The organism is Pacificibacter sp. AS14 (genome assembly GCF_038899935.1).
Taxonomy (GTDB): domain Bacteria; phylum Pseudomonadota; class Alphaproteobacteria; order Rhodobacterales; family Rhodobacteraceae; genus Celeribacter.
In genome coordinates this window covers 162462-186479 of record NZ_JBBMQI010000003.1, presented here as the reverse complement: position 1 = coordinate 186479, position 24018 = coordinate 162462, and the positions used below count along the sequence as shown (strand labels likewise).

Here is a 24018-nt window from a genome sequence, read left to right as displayed (position 1 = left end):
AGGTTACTTCCGCGCGGTGGCGATGCGCTTTAACAGCAGGTTTGCTGTAAAGGACATAACGATTAAGATCATTGCGATGACGCTGGCCGAGACGAAATCATTGGAAACGTTAACGCGTTGATACAGCAAGGTTTCCAGCATCAGCACCTTCGATCCACCCAGAATAGCGGGCGTGATATAGGCGGTCAGCGCGCCGGTGAACACAAGCGTGCCGCCAACGACCAAGCCTTCTTTTGTCAACGGCAGAATGACCCTGAAAAACACCTGAACCCAATTGGCGCCCAAAACGCGCGCGGCAGGAATAACATCGCGCGGGATGTTTTCCATCGCAGACAGCAGCGAGATAATCATCAAAGGCATGAACAGCTGCAACAGGCCAAGAAACACTGCGGTTTCTGTGAACAGCAACCGAATGGGAGTTTCAGACAGGCCAAGCCCAACGATCGCGTCATTGACGATGCCCGTGCGTCCCAAAATAACGATCCACGCATAGGTGCGCGCCACAGGCGAGATCATCAACGGCAAAATGATCAACCCAAACACCCGTCCGCGTGCAACGGGCGACAGGTTGGTGATGCTGAAAGCTGCGGCATATCCGATCACCGCCGCCGTGCCGGCCACCAAAACGCCCAGTTTTAGTGTGCGCAAAAACACTGATCGATTGAGAGGTTTGGAAAAGAAATCGACATAGCCCTGCAGCGTCCAGCCTGCGTCGGACTGAAACGCTTCGGACAACAAGATGCCAACAGGCACGATAAAAAGCAGCAGTGCGAACAGGGCTGCGGGCAATGCAAGAGCCAGCCCTTCGCGGGTACTTGAGAACATCTGCGGGTTCCGTTCTGAGACTATGACTGAGAAGACTTAGATTTTGAGGGTAGGGGGCGGTCACATGATCGCCCCCAAAAAGAGGTTAGCGGATAACTTCAGTGTTCCACTGATCAACCCATGCTTCGCGGTTGTCGATGATTTCCGCAGGCGACAGGATGTTGAGTGAATTGATAAGATCCGCGCCATAGGTCAGGTTGTCGGCAATCTCGTCGCTGACAACAACGTCTGCGTTTGCGGGGCTGTCGATCAGGGCCTCAGCAATTCGTGTCTGCACTTCAGTGGACAACCAGAAGTCCATGAACTGATAGGCCAGATCTTCGTTGCCGTTGCCTTTGGTCATGATCATAACGTTCATGCCGCCCGCTTGGCCCTCGGCTGGTTCAGCCCATGCAAATGGCAGAGGTGAGCTTTTGAAACGGCTCCATGCGAAACGACCGACTGGGGCGGCGATGACCTCTTCTTGGTTCATCAATTGCGCCAATTCGGACGAGCGAGAATAGAAGGTGACAATATCATCAGCATGCGCGCCAATGTCAGAAATCACACCCTTATAATCGGTGCCGGTCTCGCCATTGGCCTTTGCCAGCATCATCAACGTCAGTGGACCTTGGGTCCCGGTGATATTGGGCAGCGACACATTGCCTGCAAGCTTTTCGTCAAGTAGATCGGCCCAGCTGTTAATCTCAACAAGATCAGTGCGGTAGACAATAGAGCTGGCGTAGAATGTATACCCGACCGCCATGTGATCGCCCAGCGGATCTTGCGCCGCTTCATAAAGTAGGTCGTAGTTTGACAGTTTCGCGACATCAAGTTGCGCCAGTAAATCCTTGCGCGCCAAGGCCAAAGCATCATGAGACGAGATCACGGCCATATCGATGACAGGGTCTTTGGCATTGGCTTCGATCTTTGACATACGCTCAACACTGTTTCCAGTCTCGATAACCAATTTACAGTCACAGATCGCTTCAAATGGATCATAAAGCGCTTCTTTATACGCGTCTTGCGCAAAGGAATAGGTCGAGATGGTCAGGGTTTTGTCTTGCGCGATGGCAGGGACTGCAAGCGCACAACAAAGCGCTGAAAGGGAAAGTGTTTTTTTCATTTGATAGTCTCCAAGCTGGTCGTGTTTCTTTTGAGTGAAGTAGAATCTCGGGTCACAAGGCGCATCGCAATTTTGTCGTTTTTCTCTTGCGATTGTTCGCCTTGAATAGCGCGCATAAGGTGCTCGATCGCCACCTTAGCGATCTGCTCAACGTCCTGCGCGACGGTCGTCAACATGGGGTGCATGGCAAGACCAAAAGGCAGATCGTCAAAGCCTGTTAGGCTGACATCGTTTGGCACGCCAATCCCACAGCGGATCAAATGCGACTGAACTCGCAGCGCCATTAAATCAGATGTGGTCAGGATGGCCGTCGCACCATTTTTGATGGCGCCGGCAAGTTGATCCATGCCGTCTTCGCCCCAAAGTTCGAGCACTGTATCGGCGGTAACAAGACCCATGCGCATGCCCTCGACGCGATCGCGCTGCACCTCTGACACGCGATCAACACCCAGAATAACAATATGACGATGCCCAAGTGCGGTGATATGTTCCGCAATCAGTTTGCCGCCACCCGCATGGTCCGCGCTGACAGTGTTGTCGGGGTCAGAGGCGGTGTTGATGATAACTGTGGGCACAGATTGCAGCCCAGGTGTGGTGCCTTTTTGCGGCACGATCAAAAGACCATCCACGCCGCGATCAAGCAGCCGGTTGATCGCCTGCGTTTGCTCATCGGGATTGCCGCGTGAGTCAGCAATTAGGATGCCCACTTGGCGATTGTCAGCAGCCAAAGACAAGTGTTGCGCGATGCGCGGAAACAGCGGGTTGGTCAAATCGGGCATCACCAAACCAAGGATGCCAGATTGCCCACTGCGCAACGCGCGCCCTGCAAGACTTGGACGATATCCAAGCTCACTTGCACGCAGTTTGATCCGTGCCACCATCTGGGCAGAAACGCGCCCCTTGCCAGTCAAGGCATTGGACACAGTTGCGACCGAGACACCCATATCTGCCGCAATCTGTTTGATATTTGCCATAAGGCCTCCTGTTGGTAAAACGTTTAATCAACGTGGAAGGGCTATGTCAACGTAATCGCTAGATCCAAAGCCCTTCAGGCAGTCTTTGCCTAAAATATGGTCAGTTGTTCTTGCCCAAGGGGCGCCAATAACCAATTTTTACGTTCTTCCATGATCGCTCATCGATTTCAGGGCAGCTTTCATCATGCCGTAAAGCATCGATTGCAGTCCCTCTAAGCTTACAAACCCAAAGTCGATTGTGTCGTGCTAGGTTGAACTTAGCACAGGGTATCGTGTGAAGCCTCACGCTTCAGATTGTGCGAGAGCGTAAGAAATAATGACAGCGGGGCCACTATAAGAAACGCAGACTTTGCGCGTGAGAATACACCCAGATCTAACGTTCGATGTCACGGATGAAAACATTTTGGAGGCATTTGGGGCTTTGTGTCACTTACCGCGTGGTCGCTATACCGGTTTTGCATACGCTATTTGCAATTGGCATTGGCCGATTGCAAATGCTCTGCCCTAAGCTTTGGTGATTCAGGAGAGAATACCTGACATCCGACAGAGAAGGACATCACATGAATACATTTATCCGCCTAGCAGCGGCAAGTGCGATGACGGTCGCGTTTGGAGCAGCTGCCCAAGCCGATATTTCGGTCAAGGTCGCCTATGACGCTGACCCCGTCTCACTAGATCCACATGAACAGCTCTCAGGTGGCACGCTTCAGCTGTCACATATGGTTTTTGACCCGCTGGTGCGCTGGACACAAGATTTTCAATTTGAAGCTCGCTTGGCTGAGAGCTGGGAACAGATCGACGCCACGACAACACGGTTCCATTTGCGCGATGGCGTAACATTCCATTCTGGCAATGCTTTGACCTCTGCTGATGTGGATTGGACCTTTGATCGTCTCAAAGAAAGTCCTGATTTTAAAGGCATCTTTAGTCTTTTCACAGACGTAGAAGTCGTTGACGATCTGACGTTTGACCTGATCACGTCCGAGCCCTTCCCTTTGGTTATGCACACTGCGACCTATATTTTCCCAATGGACAGCGCCTTTTACACAGGGATGACTGACGACGGAAAAGACAAAGCTGAATTGGTCAAGCACGGTGACAGCTTTGCATCGCGGAATGTGTCCGGCACCGGGCCTTATGTTGTGTCCGAACGCGAGCAAGGCGTGAAAGTGGTCTTTGACCGTTTCGACGGCTACTGGGATACAGCGTCCAAAGGCAATGTTGACCAGATCGTTTTGACCCCCATCAAAGAAGACCCAACACGCGTTGCTGCCCTTTTGGCTGGCGATGTTGATTTCATCTCGCCAGTCCCCCCAACAGATTTGGCGCGCGTTGACGAAAACGACGGCACAGATCTAATCACTATGCCTGGCACGCGCATCATTACATTCCAAATGAACCAAGAGCGTTTTGAGCCGTTTAAAGATGTACGCGTGCGCAAAGCGATCGATTACGCTGTGAACAACGCTGGTATCGTTGATCGTATCATGCGTGGTTTTGGCACTGTTGGTGCACAAGCAAGTCCTGCAGGCTACCTTGGTCATGACGCAGCTTTGACACCGCGCTTTGATGTCGAAATGGCGAAATCTTTGATGGCTGAAGCGGGTTACGCTGACGGTTTTGAAATCACCATGATGGCGCCAAACAACCGTTACGTGAATGATGACAAAATCGCGCAAGCGGTTGCGTCCATGCTGTCTCAAATCAACATCAAAGTTGATCTGCAAACGATGCCAAAAGCGCAATATTGGCCTAAATTTGACGAACGCGCTGCTGACATGATGATGATCGGCTGGCATGCTGACACGGAAGACAGTGCAAACTTCCACCAGTTCTTGTCAGCTTGTCCTGATGCAGACTCCGGTAACGGTCAATACAACTCAGGCAACTACTGTAACCCTGAAGCGGATGCTCTGATGGTGGCGTCAAACGCCGAAACCGATCCCGCAAAACGTGGCGAACTGTTGCAAAAACTTGAAGGCATTTTATACGAAGACGCGGCCTTCATCCCACTGCACTGGCAGAACCTTGCTTGGGGCGCGCGCAAAGGTGTTGAAGCGGGTTCAATCGTCAATGCTTTGAATTTCCCTTACTTCGGCGATCTTGTTGTCTCTGAATAAACCCGACACGATATGAACCTTGCTTGGGCGGCCTTATATTTGGTCGCCCAAGTTCAAAATAGCCGACATTTATTCATGGTTCGCACAAATGGCGGCGCATTGATAACGGTCGAAACAGGTTGGAACACATGCTCGCTTATCTCGTCAAACGTCTCTTCCAAGCCATCGGAGTGATGCTCGTCATCTCTTTAATTGGTTTCGCTATCCAGGATAATTTGGGAGACCCCCTGCGTGAGTTGGTGGGCCAGTCTGTGACCGAAGAGGTTCGAGAACAGCTGCGTGACGACCTTGGGTTAAACGACAGTTTTGTCAAACAATACACGCGATTTTTAGGCAACGCGCTGCATGGAGACTTGGGCACAAGCTACTTTTTCAAAGAGCCCGCCTTGGATGTGATCCTCAAAAAACTTCCCGCAACGCTTGAACTGGTGTTTGGGGCTACGCTGATTATCATTTTCCTGTCCGTGCCACTTGGCGTGGCCACGGCGATTAGACCAAATGCAATTTTCAGCCGCGTGGTCATGGGCATTTCGATCGTTGGGATTTCGATTCCAGTCTTTTTGACCGCGATCTTGATGATTTATGTTTTCTCTGTGGGATATGGGTGGTTGCCAAGCTTTGGACGGGGCGACGTCGTGCATGTCTTTGGTGATTGGGATACCAATTTTGCCAACATCGACGGTTTACGTCATATCATCATGCCATCCTTTGCATTGGCATCGATTATGCTGCCGTTGTTCGTGCGGTTGATCCGTGCCGAAATGATGGAAGTGCTGCAAAGTGAATATGTCAAATACGCGCGTGCCAAAGGTATTCGGCCTTGGCGCATTTATTTCGTGCACGCACTTAAAAACACGCTCTTGCCCGTTATCACTGTTGGCGGTGTGCAAATCGGGACAATGGTGGCCTACACCATTTTGACCGAAACCGTGTTTCAATGGCCCGGCATGGGGTTCATGTTTTTAGAAGCTGTGAACCGCGTCGATACGCCGTTGATCGTCGCTTATTTGATTGTTGTCGGTTTCATTTTTGTTTTGACCAATACAGTCGTTGATTTGATTTACGGCCTCGTGAATCCAACTGTGAAACTTGCAAGGATGGGCGCATGAGCATTCTAAATACGATACCGCGACCCTCGCGTTGGTCACGAATCAAAGAGTCCAATATTGGCTATAGTTTTCGCAAAAACCCTGTGGCTGTTGCTTCGATGTGCATCTTTGCGATCATCGCTATCATGGCGCTTTTGGCGCCGGTGATCGCGCCGTTTGATCCTTATGATCCGGCGCAAATCGACATCATGAACAGTGAATATCCGCCGATTTGGATCGATGGCGCCGTGCCACAGTTTTTACTGGGAACAGATGATCAGGGTCGTGATCTTTGGTCGACGATCCTATATGGCACGCGCCTATCGTTGATGATCGGTCTGTGCGCTGTGACATTGCAAGCTGTGCTTGGCATCAGCATCGGGCTGATTTCTGGGTATGTAGGTGGGCGGCTTGACAGTCTATTGATGCGCATGGCGGACATCCAATTGTCATTTTCGACATTGATGGTTGCGATCATATTTTTGGCTGTGGCGCAGGCGATGTTTGGCTCTGAAACCTTCAGTCAATACGCGGTGTATTTCTTGATTGCCGTTATTGGCGTGTCCGAATGGCCGCAATATGCGCGCACTGTTCGTGCCACCGTACTGGCCGAAAAGAAAAAGGAATATGTCGACAGCGCGCGCGTTTTGGGCTTTGGGCCTTTGCGCATCATGGTGCGTCACATTTTGCCAAATTCGTTGTCTCCGATTTTTGTGATCTCCACCGTGCAAGTCGCCAACGCTATTATCTCTGAGGCCTCTTTGTCATTCTTGGGTCTGGGGATGCCACCCAGCCAACCGTCGTTGGGATCGCTGATTTCCTCTGGATTTGATTACATCTTTTCTGGCAGTTGGTGGATCACGGCGATCCCTGGCGTTGTTTTGGTTGTTCTTGTGTTGGTGATCAACCTGCTGGGCGATTGGCTGCGCGATGTTCTGAACCCGAAACTCAATAAAGGATAATCGGTATGTCACTTCTGTCCGTGCGCGACCTGACGGTGAAATTTGCCATGCGCGATCATTCCGTGACCGCATTAAATCAAATTTCCTTTGATTTGAAACGGGGTGAACGCCTTGGAATCGTCGGTGAATCTGGCGCTGGAAAATCTATCACTGGGTTCTCGTTGATGAACCTTTTGAGCAAGCCTGGATACATCGCAGGCGGTAAAATTCAGTTTCAAGGTGAAGACATCGTCGGTATGCCCGAGGCCAAAATGCGCCGCATTCGCGGCAATCGCATGGCGATGATTTTCCAAGACCCGATGGTGACGCTGAACCCCGTTTTGACGATCGGTCAGCAAATGGTTGAAACCCTCAAAGCGCATCGCAAGTTGAGCAAATCTGAGGCCGAGCAAATCGCGATTATGAAGCTCAAGCAAGTCTATATTCCTTCGCCAGAAGAACGTTTGGCCCAATACCCACACGAGCTGTCGGGGGGCATGCGTCAGCGGATCGTCATCGCCATCGCGCTGTTGCTAGACCCTGAGTTGATCATCGCAGATGAGCCAACAACCGCGTTGGACGTGACCATCCAAGCCGATATCATGGAGCTGTTGTTGGAGCTGTGTCAGTCAAGTAAAGTGGGTTTGGTGTTGATCACACATGACCTTGGGGTCGTCAGTCAAATGACAGATCGAACATTGGTGATGTACGCTGGCCGTATCATCGAGGCAGGTACCACACGCGAAATCATCAACGATCCGCAGCATCCTTATACACAAGGGTTGATCAACGCCTTGCCGCAACAAACAGCGCCTGGCCAAAGGCTGAAACAAATCCCCGGCGCAATGCCCACTTTGAACGAAGTGCCCGCAGGCTGCCCGTTCAGCCCAAGGTGCACATTCGCAACAGATCAGTGCCGTCATACATCGCCTGAAATCGTGCGCCACGCGCATGTTGAAGTGGCATGCCATGAAGTGAATCGGCTACAATCGCCACTGCCTGAGGGTCAATCCGCATGAACAAAATGATCGACAAAGAGCCCCTTTTGGAACTGCGAAATGTTGAAAAACGCTTTGAGCTTGATCAAGGGTTATTGGAAACACTCAAGTTCCGTAAAGGTAAATTTGTGCGTGAGAAGCGCGACGTCCATGCGGTGAATGGCGTTTCTTTAAAAGTTGCGCGTGGCGAGGCCCTGTGCGTAGTTGGCGAAAGTGGATGCGGGAAATCCACAGTGGCGCGTTTGATCGCGGGCTTGCTGACGCCCAGTGCTGGTGAAATCCATTACGAAGGCACACGGATCGATAATAAGTCGCGTCATGACCTTTTGCCCATGCGTAAGAAAATGCAGATGATTTTTCAAAATCCCTATGCTTCGTTAAATCCCCGCATGACGATCAAACAGGCTTTGGAAGAGCCGGTGCGCTATCATAATCCGTCGTTGTTAAACGGTGAGGTTGAGGCCAAAGTGGCCCATGTGATGCAATCTGTCGGCGTTGATCCGACATGGATGGTGCGCTATCCGCATGAGTTCTCTGGCGGGCAACGTCAAAGGATCGCCATCGCGCGGGCTTTGACCGTGGATCCTGAGTTCATTATCGCTGACGAGCCGATCTCGGCATTGGACGTGTCGATCCAAGCACAGGTTTTGAATTTGATGCTTGAAGCCAAAGATCATCGTGGTTTAACTTATCTTTTCATCACTCATGACCTCAGTGTCGTGCAACACTTTGGCACCCGTGTTGCGGTGCTATATTTGGGATCTGTTTGCGAACTATCAGACACGGCGACGTTGTTCGAAAACCCCAAACATCCCTATACCAAAGCCCTATTGTCCGCCGTGCCGCAGCTTAAAGACGATAGGCCAGGTCACATCCGTCTTAAGGGTGAAATTCCAACGCCAATCAATCTGCCGCAGGGTTGTCCTTTCCAAAGCAGGTGTTCTTACGCCAATACTAGATGTGCGACAGAAGCTCCGCGGCCAGTGTTGCAAGCTGACGGTTCTATGGTGGCCTGTCACGGCGTTGAAGAAGATCGGCTTGATAGCTGATCTGTCGGGCGAAATATGGGACCTGTAGATGGATATTGAATGGCTTAAAGACTTTGAAGCTTTGGTTGCACAGAAAAATTTTTCGCGTGCTGCCGAAGAGCGATATGTCAGCCAACCGGCCTTTTCGCGTCGCATTCGTGCGCTCGAAGAGGGGGTGGGCGTAAAGCTTATCAACCGTCAAACATTGCCATTGTCTTTGACGCCTGCTGGCGAGGTGTTCTTGTCTCAATCACGGGTGATCTTGCGTTCATTTGCCGAAACCATTGATCGTTGCCAAACCATCAGCGCTGCGAGCGAGAACGTGATCCGCTTTGCCACCTCTCAGTCGCTATACATGACTCATTACAAAACCCATTTAGCCCCTATGGTTCAAGAGGGCGGGTTGGATATTGATTTAAATTCAACCAGTTGGGACGCCGATCAATTTGTCTCGGCCTTACAGCAGCGCTATTGCGACGTCATTTTGACCTACTGGCACCCTTCTATGGATTTTCTAGCGCCGCTTGAGTTGGGCAAGTGCGAGTATCTCACCCTATCCAAGGATGACTTTGTTTTGGTGTCAAAGGCCCACAAGGGTCTGCCAGTGCACGATTTGGATAAGACCAGTAAAAGGCCCGCATCGCTGTTGTCCTACGGCATCGCGTCTGCGCTTCATGCTGTGGTGGACCACATGTTGCGCTTGTGCAGTGACGGCCCCAAAATGCTGACCGTGAACCGGAGCGCCTTGGCCATTTCCGTTAAGGCGATGATCTTGGAAGGTTTTGGCATGGGTTGGCTGCCCTATGAATTGTGCAAAGAAGAACTTGCTGATGGTCGTATGGTGCGGCTTGGAGACGACAGTCATCTGGAGCAGATCGAAGTTCGATTGTATCGCGATAAAGAAAACAACAAACCAACCCTGCGCAAACTTTGGGCTAAGTTAAAGGTCGTGCATGAGTGATCGCACGTGCCGTGTCAGTTTGAGATGAATGGCACTTACGAAGGCGGCCAGCGGCATTTTTTCGCGCTGAGGTCGTCCGCGTTTTACACGGTGATCGACGTGAGCCAATCATAAAAGATCATAATTTGCTGGCGCTTTTTAGGATCAGGGTGTGCAACAAAATAAAAGCCGTTTTGGGTTTTAAGGGTTTGCTCAAAGGGTGTCGCCAGAAGTCCTCGCTTGATGTGGCCCTTTGAGAACATCTTGTTCACAATGGCGACGCCACGTCCTGTCGCGATACTTTCTAAGGCCAGCAATGAGGAATCCACCGGCATCCATGGCTGTGGCACGGGGCAGTCCAAACCAAGCTGTTGGAACATGAGCGGCCAATCATTTTCTGATCCGATGATCGGCACGATGTCAGCATCCTTCAAACGAGACGGATCGCGCTGAAACAAAGCCGCATCGTTGGGATTGCACACAAGGGTCGCTTGTCCTTTGCCCAAAGGCCATATGTCTTGTTCAGGCCAGTCCCCCGCGCCATACCTAATATCGACGTCAATCGTCGCGTCGCTCATGCGGTCTGACCAGACGATTGTCGACAAGACGATGTCGATCTCTGGATGCAACGCGCGAAATTCGTGCAGACGCGGGGCCAAGACAAGCACGCCAAAAGAAATCGAGGCCCGCACGCGCAGGCTTGTTTTCGTTTTAGGTTTAAACAGGTCATCTGTCGCCGTTTTTAGATCATGAAACGATGCACGCACTGGCTGGGCATAAGCTTGACCTATGTCTGTCAGCTCAACTCCTTTGGGCAGCCGTTTGAACAGCTTCATTTCCAGAGTTTCTTCCAACAACTTGATCTGTTGGCTGACGGCAGCAGGGGTCAACAAAAGTTCATCGGCTGCTGCTGCAAACGAACTGTGGCGTGCGGCGGCTTCGAAGGTTCGCAACCAATTCACATGCGGAAGACGTCTCATGATCACACACTCCGTTTTTGTGACCCCATCAGTGCATGTATTCGTTTTGCGGATCAATGCTTGATGGACAATTATTTTTACCCCATTGGCGCAAATCCATTTGTTTGCAACAGGGGCGTCTGGCGCTGTTTATGAGGGTCCAAGAGCAGGTGGGCGATCATAATGGACTTTTCAAATTTCGACTTTGTGATTGTTGGTGCAGGCTCAGCAGGCTGCGTTCTAGCCAATCGGCTGACCGAATGCGGTCGGTACAAAGTTCTGTTGCTGGAAGTGGGCGGCAGCGACGCGCAGTTTTGGATCAAAGTGCCGCTGGGGTACGCAATTAACGTCTCAAATCCTGCCTTGAACTGGGGATATCACACAGTGCCCGATGCCGGATTGAACGGGCGGTCTATTTCTTGGCCGCGCGGTAAAGTGATTGGTGGATCGGGGTCGATTAATGCCATGGCTTATGTGCGCGGTTTGGCGCATGATTATAATGATTGGGCAAAATCTGGCGCGCAAAACTGGGATTGGGACGCCGTAAAAGCGGTTTTTGACCGGATGGAAGCCCATTCAGAGCATACCTCGAAAGGTCGCCAAACACGTGGAGATGGTCCGGTTGTCATATCCGATTTGTCCGATCAGATGTCGTCGTTTTCCGAACGTTTTCTAACGGCCGCACGGGATGCAGATTATCCTGTCATCTCGGATATGAATGCGCCCGATGTAGATGGGATTGGCTATTACCGCAGCACAGTCCGAGGTGGTCGTCGCTGGTCATCAGCGGACGCCTTTTTGCGGCCAGCCGAGCGCCGCGGGAACCTATGCGTCATTCGTCATGCTATGGTTGACAGGCTCATTCACGAGAATGGCAAAATCACAGGTGTCGCGTTTCGCCGCGGCGAACAGCAACATCAGGCAACAGCGCGCAAAGAAGTTATCGTATGTGCGGGCGCTATCAATTCGCCAAAGCTGTTGCAGCTCTCAGGAATTGGCCCAGTAGATGTGTTGCGGCGTCATGGTGTTGAGGTCGTGCAGGATGTGCCGCAGGTCGGGCGCGGCCTTCAAGACCATTTGGCCGTGTCTTATCAGTTTCAAACGAATAGAGTGACCTTGAACAATACGCTTGGGCGAACACTTGGAAAGCTGCGCGCAGGCGCGAAATATGTGCTGACCCGCAAAGGGCCGCTGGCGGTTCCAGTCAACCAAGTTGGTGGCTTTGTGCGTTCTGACCCTGGCTGCGACGTGCCCGATATGCAGCTTTATTTTAACCCCGTTTCCTATAGCGAATCCGCCTCTGGCGCGACTGTCGTGGACAAGTCCGCGGGGTATCAAATTTCTGCGCAGCCTTGCCGCCCGACCAGTGTCGGATCGATTGAGATCGCCTCCGCGTCGCCCCAAGATGCGCCCCTGATCAATCCGCAATCGCTAAGCACTGAAGACGACAAAGCGGCCGCCATTCGCGCGGGCAGAACGTTGCAGCGCTTTGCGAAAACGGCGAGCTTGCAAGAGGTGACGACAGCTGCGAAGGCGCCCGACTTGATGGCGCTTGATGATGCTGCCTTGTTGGAAGATTTCCAAGACCGCGCCAAAACGGTATATCACCCGACATGTACCTGTCGTATGGGGCGTGATCGCGAGGATTCAGTGCTTGATGCAAGGTTGCGTGTACACGGCGTGTCGGGGTTGCGTGTTGTCGATGCCTCTGCATTTCCGAACATAACCTCAGGCAACACAAACGCGCCGACAATGATGTTGGCGATGCGTGCTGCAGATATGATTTTGGAGGACTCTTTGTGAAGCTTGAGAAACTAGAAACCTTTGTGGTTGGCAATCCACCACCGCGCCACGGCGGGCGTTACTTTATTTTTGTGCGCCTTACGACAGCTTGCGGAATCACAGGTGTTGGCGAGATTTATAACGCCACTTTCGGGCCTGAAGTGTGCTGTGCGATGGCGCGTGACATGTTTGGCCGCCATTTCGATGGCGCTGATCCGCATCATATCGAGGTCCTGTTTCGCAAATCCTATGGCGCCGGTTTCACGCAGCGCCCTGATGTTAGCGTTATGGGTGTGTTCAGTGGGCTTGAGATGGCCTGTTGGGACATCATCGGTAAGGCGGCTGATCTGCCTGTTTACGAGCTTCTTGGGGGGCGTGTGCATGATCGTTTGCGCAGCTATTCCTATATTTATCCGCCCGCTGGTGATGTCTATCCTGATCCAAGCTTGCCCAATGCCTATAACGATTCATCCATCGCCGCCGAGGTGGCGCTTGGTATGGTTGAGCAGGGGTTTACGGCCTTGAAATTCGACCCCGCGGGACCGTTTTCCATCTATGACGGGCATCAACCACGGCTCGAAGACATCACACGCAGCGTTGCGTTTTGTCGGGATATCCGCGAAGCCGTTGGCGATCGTGCCGATCTTTTGTTTGGCACCCACGGTCAATTTACGGTGTCGGGGGCGAAACGTATGGCCCGTGCGCTTGAGGAATTTGACCCGCTTTGGTTCGAAGAACCCCTGCCGCCTGAAAACCCAACTGACATGGCGCAGGTCGCCAGCTTTACGTCGATCCCTGTGGCCGCTGGTGAACGCCTGTGCACCAAGCACGAGTTCGCGCGATTGTTAGAAGTCAGTGCTGCGTCGATTCTGCAGATCAATTTGGGGCGTGTTGGTGGACTTTTGGAAGCCAAGAAAATCGCATCTATGGCTGAAACGCGGTCCGCGCAGATAGCACCCCATCTGTACTGCGGGCCGATTGTAGCGGCCGCCAATATTCAGATCGCGACCTGCAGCCCCAATTTCCTTGTCCTTGAAAGCATAGGCACATTTGATGGCCCCTATATGAATGCTGTCAAAGGCGAAATTACTTGGGAAAATGGTTATGTTATTCCACCCACCAGCCCTGGTTTGGGGCTGGAACTTGATGATGAAGCCATCGCCCAGATGCCTTATGAAGGCACAGAATTGCATATTGAAATGGCAGAACTGCCAGTCACCCCATAGCTATCCATCCATAGCCAGCCTTTAGGAAACCACATCATGCTGACACTGAACAAATTCTACATCGATGGCGCTTGGGTTGATCCTGCGTCTGACGCCACAATGCCGATCATGAACCCTGCAACAGCCACCCAAATCGGGACGGTGTCTATGGGCAATTCCGAAGACGTCGATCGCGCAGTGGCCGCCGCAAAGCGCGCGTTCGAGACGTTTTCAATGACACCAAAAGCCGAACGCCTTGCTTTGCTTGAAAATCTGCGCGTCGCCACCATCGCACGTTTGGATGACTTGGCGGCGGCCATGACGTCTGAGATGGGTGCGCCCGCGACGATGTCATTGGAGTCTCAGGCGCATTCCGGCTTGGGCCACCTTGACGATTTCATCGCAGCACTCAAATCCATGGAAGACGAAGAGACATTGCCAAACGGTGACATCATTTCACGCGAACCTATCGGTGTTTGCGGTTTGATCACGCCATGGAACTGGCCGATCAACCAGATCGCGTTGAAAGTCGTGCCAGCTTTGGCAACAGGCGCCACGTGTGTTTTGAAGCCTTCCGAGCACACACCAATTTCCGCGCAGATCTATGCAGAGATTGTCGAGGCTGCAGGCTATCCTGCAGGCGTGTTCAACTTGGTGCAGGGCGATGGGATTTCTGTTGGCTCAGCGATGTCGCGCCACCCAGATATTGCCATGATGTCTTTCACAGGTTCTACCCGCGCGGGCACCGCCGTGTCCAAAGATGCGGCGGATGGCGTGAAACGTGTGACGCTGGAACTTGGTGGGAAGTCCCCCAACCTTGTCTTCGCGGATGCCGACTTGGGCAAGCGGATCGCAGAAAGCGTTGAAGGGTGTTTTTACAACACGGGCCAATCGTGCAACGCGCCCACGCGCTTGTTGGTCGAGCGCAGCTGTTATGACGAGGTGCTTGAACTTGCGAAAGCCGCAGGCGAGGCGCAAAAAGTTGGCGATCCTGCGCAGCAGGGTGATCACATCGGGCCTGTCTTTGACAAGATCCAATACGACCGCGTTCAAGCCATGATCAAGATCGGCATCGACGAGGGCGCACGCGTTTTGGTTGGTGGTCTTGGCAAGCCCGAAGGTTTGGAAGCTGGTTGGTTCGTGAAGCCAACGATTTTTTGCGATGTAGACCACGACATGCGTATTTCACGCGAGGAAATTTTTGGCCCAGTTTTGGTCATCACGCCGTTTGACACGGAAGACGACGCCATCACCATGGCCAATGACACGGATTATGGGCTTGCCGCCTATATTCAGTCTGGTGATGAGGCGCGGGTGTCGCGCGTTGTGCGTCGCTTGCGTGCAGGTACGATCCAAATCAACGGACGTGGCCCTGATTACGGATCACCGTTTGGCGGATATAAACAGTCTGGCAATGGCCGTGAAGGTGGTGTGTTTGGCTTGGACGATTACCTTGAGACTAAAGTGCGCCCACCGTTCACGGCGTAAACATTCACACACTGAAACGAAAAACGGCGCAGAGGTTCTGCGCCGTTTTTTATGTCGTGAGCTCCGGAATGAGTACTGCTTAAGTCAACGGTATCAATCCGCCAGAATGGGCTTGATCAAACCGGTTGGGATCACCTCATAGCCTTGCTCTTCTGGTTCATCGTCGGTCAACTCCAGTGGGAAACCTGTGGCGGTGACGTCCAGACCTGTCGCATCTTCTAAACGTCGAATGATGTTGGGTGACAATTCGCGTTCGCCATATTTCGCGATGCCGTCGTTGAAAATCTCGACCATCAAGGGACTGATTTCAAGCGGCACATTTGCGTCTTCTGCCAGCTTTTGAAACAGACCGATGTCTTTCTTCACAAGGTCCATGGTGAAAGAAATATCGCGTGAGCCGTTCAAGATCACTTGGCTTTCCGTTTCATGCACAAAGGAGGTGCCAGAGCTGATTTTCATCGCCTCATAGGTGGTGTTCATGTCAATGCCCACGGCTTTCATCGTCACCAAGGCTTCACAACAGGTCAGCAAGTTTGCTGTCGCCAGATAGTTTGTCATGACCTTCAACGTCGAGGCAGATCCAATCTCGCCTGTGTGCAAAACGCGGCGGCCCAAGGTGGTTAGGATCGGTAGCATCCGTTCAAACGTCGCGCGATCAGCGCCCGCAAAGATCGAAATATTGCCCGTGTCCGCGCGGTGGCAGCCACCAGAGACTGGGCATTCAATCGCAGTGCCGCCCTTTTCGGTCACAAGTGCCGCCAGCCGTTTGACTTCGGAGACTTCTGTCGTCGACATTTCCATCCAGATTTTGCCGACCTCAACAAAGGGGATCATTTCTTCAACAACAGCGGCGCAGGCCGCAGGAGAGGGTAGGCAGGTGATGACTGCATCGCAGGCTTGCATCAAATCTGCAGGGCTGTCAGCGGCTTTCGCGCCTTTCGCGACAAAACCTGCAACCAATTCGGCATTGAGGTCTAGAACCGTGAGGTCATGCCCGTTACGCAATAAGCTACCGGCCAGTTTTCCACCAACATTTCCAAGCCCAACAAAACCCATTTTCATCTGAAAGTACCCCATTTTAATCTATTTTATGTCTGTGCTGGTTTGGTGCATTCGCAGGGCAATATGAAACAATATATTTAAACCCTAAGGGGTGATTTTTGTTGTGTCTGGATGGCACAGCGACCCCGTTGGGACATGCCTTAAGCGCCTTTCCATGACGGACATGCCGCCATAAAGGGGTTTGCAGCCTATGTCGGACCAATGCCACCTAATCTGAACTGCTCCAGCCGATTGCACCATCGTCGTAGTTATATTCGGGGTTATGCAGGTTGGCAGAGGGTCCATTGCCTATTTTGACCATACAGCCAGAAACTTTGTTTCACATAAACGTAAAGTCTTCCCCAACCAAAGCCGGTGTCATATCGAAAGAGAGAGATTGTTAGGCCCAGCCACAGAGCGCGCCGCTTCAACTGTAAACTGGGTTTCGGGCTCATGATTGACCAACACAGGATAGCTGCGGGTATAGGTCAGTTTGCCGTCTCATCCGTGTCCTCTGGCAATGCGTGTGATAATATCTTGTAACCGCCTTTCAACATAAATACGCACAGTCTCGTGCATTGTCCGCATTGTGTCTTTTATAGTGAGGCTTTGCTGTATGACATTTAAGCAGCTCCCCAATAAATACGCTAATTTTGGTTGTCTCTGTTCAGGCTTTGGTCCTTCTGTGACCGGTTGGCATATTCCGCTGGTGTCCAGCCAGCAAGGCTTGAATGTGTGCGGTTGTGGTTGAAGTCGGTGCGCCATGCCGCAGGCTCGCTTCTGATTGTATCCATTCATAAGTGTTGGAGACATCTTAGCACGCTGCCCAATTTTGCCGGACCACTTCACACAAGACATTGCACGAAGGCGCGCACCAGTACGTTCCTAAACTCGGTTCGCCAGCATTGGCGCGTGCGTTTCGAATGAACCCGCTCAACCGAAGACCGTAGATTATAGTGTATGTGTATTGCAGGCCAACGCATTGGCAGAATGCACATTCTGGCATGGCAGGCGCAGCAGTCGCCAAAGACCTGCACTGTCATCAGAGATTTTTCTGGCTGTCATCACTATGTCACGCACAGCGCTTATGCAAAATTCATTCGAATGATTGGTGTGATATGAATAAAGAAAAATGGTCCATTGTCTGTGACAAAATCGAAACGGCTATCACGTTGGGGCACTATCCACCCGGTGAAAAACTTCCAACAGAACCTGAGTTGGCAGCCCAGTTCGGGGTTGGTCGGTATTCGATAAGACGCGCTATTGCAGAGCTGGCAAAAGCCGGAAAGGTGAGTGTCGAACAAGGGCGCGGAACCTTTGTTGAAAGCGGCCCTTTGCTTGAATATGCAATCGGCGCACGCACGCGGCTGCGCAAAAACCTGTTGTCTCAAGGTGTTGATCTGCATGGCGAACTTTTGAGCGCGCAGATCATCACAGCCCATCCACGGATCGCCCAAGCTTTGAACCTCGATAAGGATGCACAGGTCATCCAAAGCCAACGCATCACCTTTGCCGACGGTGTGCCGCTCGCCTTTGGCACGTCGCATCATTGCGCCAAACGCTTTGTTGATTTTGTGGCGCGGCGCGATGTGCTGGGCTCTGTCACCGAGACCTATAAATCTTACGGAATTGACGATTATTTGCGTGCCGAGACGACCATGCATGCGCGTCTGGCCCGTGCCGAAGAAGCCAAAACACTTAAGTTGCACCCGCAGACAGCCGTCATGGTTGTGCGCGCCAAAGATCAATTGCTGGACGGCACGCCGATCAGTTTCAGCGAAGTGATTTGGGCCGCCTCGCGGGTCAAATTCACAATGACAAACGAGGATTAGAATATGCCCCCAACCGCACAAGAATTTTCCCACGAGGAGGCCCTCTCGATTTTGGCGCGTGCAGATGCCGCCGCGCTCAAGAAAGTTGGTGAGGATTTGGCTCCAGAACTGCCGGATTTGGAAGTGCTGCACAGCCGAACAGGCTTGGTGATGCTGCCCATGCGCGACACGGCCAAAGGCACAGCGTTTCACTTGGGTGAAGTGCTGGTGAGTGAAGCCCATATTCGCCATGGCGACCATGAGGGCTACGGGCTGCGCAAAGGATTGGATCTTGAGGCGAGTATGGCCATGGCGCTCGTTGATATTGCTTTAGCGAGCGGAACAAGCGTCGCTATGTGCCACGATTTCTTGCGCACAGCTGAGGCGCAGCACCACGCCTCCGACACAGAAACCTTGCGCCGCGTCGAAGCGACCCGCGTTGATATGGAGACGTTTTAATGCTCACCGTTCCTACAGCCAGCGTAGAAGAAACGCGCGGCAATGAGACCTTTGATGCCTTGCTTTGGGCGCTCAGCCGCCCCGGTATGCCGCGTGACATAGCACCAGACGCCGAAGCTGCCATAATTGATGCTCTGATCGACCGCGAATGCAAAGTCTACTGCGCTGATCCGGTGATGATGCCACTCATCTTGAAAACGGGCGCGCTGCTTGCGGATGTCTGCACCGCAGATCACGCCTTTCTTGGAAAGCTCGTGGATATAAACGTCATGGACCATCTCAAAGCGGGGTCCGATCTCTACCCCGATGATGGCGCCACGATTGTGGTCAATGCGCAGATCGGCGCGGGCCAGCTGTTACGCCTAAGCGGTCCGGGCATTGATGGGTCTCTTGAGATCAACATCGACGGATTACCCCAAGGGTTTTGGGCCAAACGCGCGGATTGTCTGCGCTACCCGATGGGGTTTGACATATTTTTGATCGACGCAGGCCGCGTGATTGGCCTGCCGCGTTCTACACAGATTGAGGTGCTCTGATGGCTTATGTTGCGACCCGCGGTGGCGAACGCGCGATTGAACAATCGGAACGGTTGTTTCGCGCTGAAATGGGTACAATCACCCCTGAACGGATCTGCGAGATCAAAGCCTCCATGCCCTATTTGGTGGATCGTGTAATGGGCGAAGCTTCGCTTTACGACGAAGACATCGCGGCTTTGGCCTTGGCGCAAACGGGTGGAGAATTGTATGAGGCGGTACTGGTATTGCGAGCTTGGCGCACGACACAACCCCGTTTGAGCGTGGCCGAACCGATTGAGCAAGAAACGCTGTTCACCCACCGTCGTCTGTCTGCCGCGTTCAAAGACATTCCGGGTGGTCAATTGCTTGGACCCACCTTAGATTACTCTCACCGTTTATTGGCAACACAGGTCCTCACAGGCGAGGCATTTGAACCCGTGCCTGTTGAGCCTGCCGCCAAAGCAGCGCCAGCGCATCAGCCGTCTGTGAGCGCATGGCAAGCGGCAAACGATTTGGTCGATTTGCCTGATGCGGACACGACGCTGTCTGAAGATATTCCTGACATCACACGCGAACCTTTGCTGTTCCCGTCCAAACGCGCGCATACCTTGCAAAGCCTTGCGCGGGCGGAAACGGGGGGTGTTTTGGCTCTGGGATATGCCGCGATGCGTGGGTACGGCCAATCCCATCCAACTGTGAACGAGTTGCGTTTGGCCGAAGCCGAGATCGTGGTGACCCATCCCAAAGGCACTAAATTCTCTGCTGGCCGCGTCAAAGTTTCCCAAGCTGAAGTTCTATCGAAAAAGGGTGAAAAGCTGGAACTTGGATTTGCCGCCACACTTGGCTGGAACGAGGTCAAAGTCATCGCTGCCGCCACTCTAGATTTGAACAGCGCAGGTGCGCCCAAAGGCTCAGCCACAGAAGAAGAGTTCTTTTTGTATCACACCGAAGGTGTCGAAAGCTCTGGCTTTTGCATCCACTTCAAACTGCCACACTACGTCACGTTTCAGTCGTCTTTGGACGCGATGCGCGACGCGAAAGCACGATCCAAGCAGCAAAAGGAACCAGCGCAATGAGCCTGAAATCCCTCACCCGCGATTGGGAACCGATGAGCTATGGTTTCTTGGATGCGTCCGCCAAGCGCGAGTTGCGCCGCAAGATGCTCAAGGCCGTGGCCGTACCCGGATGCCAGATGCCCTATGCCAGCCGCGAGGTGCCTATGGCGCGCGGCTGGGGGACGGGCGGCTTGCAAGTCTCCTTGACGCTGATCAACCCAAACACTTGCGTGAAAGTGATCGACCAAGGCGCCGACGACAGCGTCAATGCCGCGTCAATCCGGTCGTTTCTTGCTCGGGTTTCTGGTGCGCCAACAACACTCGATACGCTTGAAGCGGATCTCATTCAATCGCGTCACCGCATCCCAGAAGAGGTGTTGCGCGAAGATCAGGTACTTGTTTTGCAAGTGCCAAACCCAGAACCGTTGCGATCCGTTCAACCCAATATGTCGATTGCCCGCCAAATGCATGCGGATGCGGATTACGGGCGCATGTGGCTGCAGCTTTACGAGCAAATCGTGCGGTCGGGCCGGATCATGCAAGGCGCGTCTTATCCGTCTATGGTCAACGGGCGACATGTGATGACGCCGTCGCCGATCCCGCGCTGGGATGTGCCAAAACTGAATATGGCCAAGCATTTGACCATCCTGTCTGCGGGGCGCGAAAAACGCATTTTCGCTGTGCCGCCCTATACGCGGGTCGAACCTTTGGTCTTTGATGATGTGCCCTACAAGGTCGAAGAGCACGCAAATCTGACCTGTTACAGATCAGGCGTTCGCGGTTTCTTTATGAACGAAATTCCGCAAGACGATGGCAGCTCAACTCACGAGATTTCTGACAGTGAATATGGGGTGAAAGCCATTCGCAGCACTGAGGGCGATGACATCGCGCTTGGCAAAACATGGTATGAAAATGGGGAGATGTCGTCATGACGATCACTTTGGACGCACCGCGCATCGTCACAGCGCGCCCGTTGATGACATTGAAAAATGTCTCGAAATCTTACGGGGATGTTAAGGCCGTACGCGATGCCTCGGTTGAGGTATTCCCCGGCGAAGTCATGGGCATTGTCGGCGAAAGTGGGTCAGGCAAATCCACATTGCTGCGTATGATGAACCTCGAAGATACGCCAGACACCGGCAGCTACACGCTAGATTTGCCTGATGTGCAGGGCAATTTATTTGAGCTGGATCGCTTTGCACGCCGGATGCTGTGCGCCACAAAAATCGGTATTGTCTATCAAAACCCACATTTGGGATTGTTGATGAACCATTCCAGTTCCGGCAATGTGGCCGAGCGGCTTTTGGTGGCAGGGGAACGACGGTTTTCAGTGCTGCGTGAAAAGGCCAAAACCGCGCTGGAAGCCTCAGAGTTCCCGTTGGAACGTCTGGACGCTCCACCGATTGAGTTGTCGGGCGGCATGCAGCAACGCGTGCAATTGGCCAAAGCCATCGCCTTGGAGCCTGCGCTGTTGTTGCTGGATGAGCCGACCACGGGCTTGGATGTCAGTGTGCAAGCCTTGGTTCTCGACACGTTGAAACGGCTGCAACAAGATCGGCACATTACCATGGTGATCGTGTCCCATGATTTGGGCGTGATCCGTACGATGGCAGACCGTGTCATCGTCATGCGCCGCGGTGAAATCGTCGAATCTGGCTTGGCTGATCAGATCTTTCAAGACCCTCAACACCCTTACACACAACAATTGGTGCACGCAAAATTATGACACTTGTATTGGATGTTCAAAGCCTGACCAAAGGCTTCACGATGCACCATTTGAACACTCAAATGGCGGCCTTCAACGATATTTCATTTGGCTTGAACGCGGGCGAATTTCTTTTGCTCAAGGGCACCAATGGAGCGGGTAAATCGACGCTGTTGCGCACGCTCTATCGCAGCTATCTGGCGCAAAGTGGGGCTGTGTTGTTCCATTCCTCGCATGGCGTGATCGATCTGATGCGCGCAGCTGATGTGGACATAACCCATTTGCGGCGCACTGAAATCGGCTTTGTCACACAGTTTCTTGTGGCGCGCCCCCGCGTCAGTGCGCAGGCCTTGGTGGCAGAACCTTTGCGCCAAGCTGGACACTCGGCTGAGGCCGCACTGGATGAAGCGCGCAGTTGGCTCAGCGCCTTTGGCGTCAAAGAAGAATTGTGGCGCGCTTATCCCACGACGTTTTCTGGCGGTGAACAGCAAAAAGTCAACCTTGCACGGGCGTTGATCTTGCCGCAAAAACTGTTGTTTTTGGACGAGCCGACTGCGTCACTAGATGTCCAAGCCCGCGCCGCTTTGGTGGCGCGATTGGCCGAGTTGAAATCTCAAGGCACCGCGATGATCGGTGTTTTTCACCACCCCGATGACGTGTCCCATTTGATCGATCGCGTCATCGATCTAACGCCCAATGCTCCCAACCCAGAGGACCGAGAAGATGTGGCTTACTAATGCAAAACTGGTACTGCCTGATCGCGTTGTTGAAAACGGTGCGATGAGACTTGAAGACGGCCTGATTGTCGAAATCGCAGAACAGCCTGTTGACGCTGGCCTTGATTGTGGTGGCGCTCTTATTTTCCCCGGCTTCATTGATATGCATGGCGACATGATTGAGTTGGAACTGGAACCCCGCGCGCTGGTCGATTTCCCGATGGAGGTGGCGCTGGGCCATTTGGACAGCCGCTTGGCGGCCTCTGGGATCACCACGGCCTATGCGGCTGTTAGCTTTTCCAAAGGCGCGCGCAGTGGTGAACAGCGCTCGTTTGAACATACAAACCAGACGATCCGCGCACTTAATGCGTTTCGACAGCATTGCCAAATCGATCACCGTATTCACGCGCGGTTCGACATCACATTCGACAATGCTGTGGCTGTGCTTGAAGATCTCATTCGTGATGATCTGGTCGATCTTGTGTCGGTCATGGATCACACGCCTGGTCAAGGCCAATACCGCGACATTGAACGCCACATCACATTGGTGGCCGCGCGCGAAGGTATTTCACTTACACAAGCACGCCAAGATGTGGCCACGCGTATCGCTGAACGCAGCCGTCCTGAAAGCGTGATCATGGACAATCTGCAACAGGTTGCCGCTCTGTGCAAAACACACGGAGTGGCGCTTGCCAGTCACGATGACGATACGCACGAAAAGGCGCATTTGATGGCAGATGTTGGCGCAGTCATTTCCGAGTTTCCCGTGACGTTCGAGGCGGCAAAAGTCGCAGCCGAACGCGGGTTGCTATCGGCTATGGGCGCACCAAACGCGATGCGCGGACAAAGCTATTCCGGCAATTTGTCAGCGCGTGAGGCACATGCACAAGGTTTGTTGCATATCTTGGCGTCGGACTATCATCCGGGCGCAATGTTGCCGGCTGTGTTGGAGTTGGCGAAATCTGATCCAAATGGTCTTGCAGGGGCTGCCGCACTTGTGACGTCCAATCCGGCGCGCGCGCTTGGGTTGACTGATCGTGGACAGTTGGCCGTTGGTTTGAAAGCCGATCTTGCCATTGTAGAGACCCATGGGTTCACACGGGTTGTTGCAACGTTACGCGATGGGCATTTTGTCCATTCAATACGTCAACTGTCAACGACTTCGGTCGCTCAGCGTGCTGTGGCGTAAGGAAGAATGGCACGTCACCAAGGCGTTACAAAGCCTTGGGCAACTTGTCACGCAACTGTCGATTCAGGGTCATT

Annotated in this window: 22 protein-coding genes and 1 pseudogene; 17 read left to right on the top strand and 6 right to left on the bottom strand. The window is 52.8% G+C overall.

Annotated features, from left to right (window positions below; genetic code table 11):
- Positions 1–3: 3 nt before the first annotated feature.
- The 3 genes from WNY38_RS05130 to WNY38_RS05120 all read right to left on the bottom strand — a co-directional run bounded on the left by WNY38_RS05130 (position 4) and on the right by WNY38_RS05120 (position 2904).
- Entirely contained in the window at positions 4–825 is an 822-nt protein-coding gene (locus tag WNY38_RS05130; protein WP_342856261.1) for an ABC transporter permease, read from the bottom strand.
- 85 nt (positions 826–910) lie between these two features.
- Entirely contained in the window at positions 911–1930 is a 1020-nt protein-coding gene (locus WNY38_RS05125; protein WP_342856260.1) for an extracellular solute-binding protein, read from the bottom strand.
- Positions 1927–2904 carry a LacI family DNA-binding transcriptional regulator gene (locus WNY38_RS05120; RefSeq protein ID WP_342856259.1) on the bottom strand — a complete coding sequence of 326 codons (978 nt, stop codon included), beginning with the start codon at positions 2902–2904 and terminating at the stop codon, positions 1927–1929. Before WNY38_RS05120 ends, WNY38_RS05125 begins: the two co-directional genes overlap by 4 nt.
- A gap of 560 nt (positions 2905–3464) precedes the next feature.
- Between WNY38_RS05120 and WNY38_RS05115 the strand changes: the two genes are divergently transcribed.
- The 6 genes from WNY38_RS05115 to WNY38_RS05090 all read left to right on the top strand — a co-directional run bounded on the left by WNY38_RS05115 (position 3465) and on the right by WNY38_RS05090 (position 10040).
- Positions 3465–5024 (top strand): ABC transporter substrate-binding protein, encoded by a 1560-nt coding sequence (locus tag WNY38_RS05115; protein ID WP_342856258.1) that lies wholly within the window; start codon positions 3465–3467, stop codon positions 5022–5024.
- A 128-nt stretch (positions 5025–5152) separates the two neighbouring features.
- The gene (locus tag WNY38_RS05110; RefSeq protein ID WP_342856257.1) at positions 5153–6133 is read left to right on the top strand and encodes an ABC transporter permease; all 981 of its coding nucleotides are present in this window, start codon (positions 5153–5155) and stop codon (positions 6131–6133) included.
- Positions 6130–7074, top strand: a complete 945-nt coding sequence (locus WNY38_RS05105; protein WP_342856256.1) for an ABC transporter permease — start codon at positions 6130–6132, stop codon at positions 7072–7074. Before WNY38_RS05110 ends, WNY38_RS05105 begins: the two co-directional genes overlap by 4 nt.
- Before the next feature lie 5 nt (positions 7075–7079).
- A complete protein-coding gene (locus WNY38_RS05100; protein ID WP_342856255.1) occupies positions 7080–8072 on the top strand; it encodes an ABC transporter ATP-binding protein in 993 nt (330 codons plus the stop codon).
- Positions 8069–9100 (top strand): oligopeptide/dipeptide ABC transporter ATP-binding protein, encoded by a 1032-nt coding sequence (locus tag WNY38_RS05095; RefSeq protein ID WP_342856254.1) that lies wholly within the window; start codon positions 8069–8071, stop codon positions 9098–9100. Before WNY38_RS05100 ends, WNY38_RS05095 begins: the two co-directional genes overlap by 4 nt.
- 28 nt (positions 9101–9128) lie before the next feature.
- On the top strand, positions 9129–10040 hold the full coding sequence (locus tag WNY38_RS05090; RefSeq protein ID WP_342856253.1) for a LysR family transcriptional regulator: 912 nt from the start codon (positions 9129–9131) through the stop codon (positions 10038–10040).
- 83 nt (positions 10041–10123) lie between these two features.
- Here the strand turns inward: WNY38_RS05090 and WNY38_RS05085 are convergent, their stop codons facing one another.
- Positions 10124–10999, bottom strand: a complete 876-nt coding sequence (locus tag WNY38_RS05085) for a LysR family transcriptional regulator (RefSeq protein WP_342856252.1) — start codon at positions 10997–10999, stop codon at positions 10124–10126.
- Positions 11000–11161: 162 nt separating this feature from the next.
- Here WNY38_RS05085 and WNY38_RS05080 point away from each other — a divergent pair, with 162 nt between their 5' ends.
- Genes WNY38_RS05080 through WNY38_RS05070 form a run of 3 tightly spaced genes read left to right on the top strand, consistent with a single transcriptional unit; the run spans position 11162 to position 15453 of the window.
- Positions 11162–12781: a GMC family oxidoreductase N-terminal domain-containing protein gene (locus tag WNY38_RS05080; protein WP_342856251.1), complete on the top strand. Its 1620-nt coding sequence runs from the start codon at positions 11162–11164 to the stop codon at positions 12779–12781.
- Positions 12778–13986, top strand: a complete 1209-nt coding sequence (locus WNY38_RS05075; protein WP_342856250.1) for a mandelate racemase/muconate lactonizing enzyme family protein — start codon at positions 12778–12780, stop codon at positions 13984–13986. The genes WNY38_RS05080 and WNY38_RS05075 overlap by 4 nt, the downstream gene beginning before the upstream one ends.
- Before the next feature lie 36 nt (positions 13987–14022).
- On the top strand, positions 14023–15453 hold the full coding sequence (locus tag WNY38_RS05070) for an aldehyde dehydrogenase family protein (protein ID WP_342856249.1): 1431 nt from the start codon (positions 14023–14025) through the stop codon (positions 15451–15453).
- Positions 15454–15546: 93 nt separating this feature from the next.
- Here WNY38_RS05070 and WNY38_RS05065 read toward each other — a convergent pair whose 3' ends face one another.
- Together WNY38_RS05065 and WNY38_RS05060 are read right to left on the bottom strand one after the other, a co-directional pair.
- Entirely contained in the window at positions 15547–16515 is a 969-nt protein-coding gene (locus WNY38_RS05065) for an NAD(P)-dependent oxidoreductase (protein WP_342856248.1), read from the bottom strand.
- A 626-nt stretch (positions 16516–17141) separates the two neighbouring features.
- Positions 17142–17264: pseudogene (locus WNY38_RS05060) on the bottom strand (IS3 family transposase); the annotation flags it as partial.
- Between the two features lie 348 nt (positions 17265–17612).
- Between WNY38_RS05060 and phnF the strand changes: the two are divergent.
- The 8 genes from phnF to WNY38_RS05020 are packed head-to-tail and all read left to right on the top strand — an operon-like array spanning position 17613 to position 23944.
- A complete protein-coding gene (phnF, locus tag WNY38_RS05055; protein WP_342856247.1) occupies positions 17613–18326 on the top strand; it encodes a phosphonate metabolism transcriptional regulator PhnF in 714 nt (237 codons plus the stop codon).
- Between the two features lie 3 nt (positions 18327–18329).
- Positions 18330–18764, top strand: a complete 435-nt coding sequence (locus WNY38_RS05050) for a phosphonate C-P lyase system protein PhnG (RefSeq protein ID WP_342856246.1) — start codon at positions 18330–18332, stop codon at positions 18762–18764.
- Complete coding sequence (gene phnH, locus WNY38_RS05045; RefSeq protein ID WP_342856245.1) at positions 18764–19300, top strand: phosphonate C-P lyase system protein PhnH; 537 nt, start codon at positions 18764–18766, stop codon at positions 19298–19300. The genes WNY38_RS05050 and phnH overlap by 1 nt, the downstream gene beginning before the upstream one ends.
- On the top strand, positions 19300–20355 hold the full coding sequence (locus WNY38_RS05040; protein ID WP_342856244.1) for a carbon-phosphorus lyase complex subunit PhnI: 1056 nt from the start codon (positions 19300–19302) through the stop codon (positions 20353–20355). Before phnH ends, WNY38_RS05040 begins: the two co-directional genes overlap by 1 nt.
- Positions 20352–21266, top strand: coding sequence for an alpha-D-ribose 1-methylphosphonate 5-phosphate C-P-lyase PhnJ (locus WNY38_RS05035; RefSeq protein ID WP_342856243.1), 915 nt, complete (start codon positions 20352–20354; stop codon positions 21264–21266). The genes WNY38_RS05040 and WNY38_RS05035 overlap by 4 nt, the downstream gene beginning before the upstream one ends.
- Positions 21263–22060 carry an ATP-binding cassette domain-containing protein gene (locus WNY38_RS05030; protein ID WP_342856242.1) on the top strand — a complete coding sequence of 266 codons (798 nt, stop codon included), beginning with the start codon at positions 21263–21265 and terminating at the stop codon, positions 22058–22060. The genes WNY38_RS05035 and WNY38_RS05030 overlap by 4 nt, the downstream gene beginning before the upstream one ends.
- Complete coding sequence (locus WNY38_RS05025; protein ID WP_342856241.1) at positions 22057–22776, top strand: ATP-binding cassette domain-containing protein; 720 nt, start codon at positions 22057–22059, stop codon at positions 22774–22776. The genes WNY38_RS05030 and WNY38_RS05025 overlap by 4 nt, the downstream gene beginning before the upstream one ends.
- Positions 22763–23944: an alpha-D-ribose 1-methylphosphonate 5-triphosphate diphosphatase gene (locus WNY38_RS05020; protein WP_342856240.1), complete on the top strand. Its 1182-nt coding sequence runs from the start codon at positions 22763–22765 to the stop codon at positions 23942–23944. The genes WNY38_RS05025 and WNY38_RS05020 overlap by 14 nt, the downstream gene beginning before the upstream one ends.
- The last annotated feature ends 74 nt before the right edge of the window (positions 23945–24018 follow it).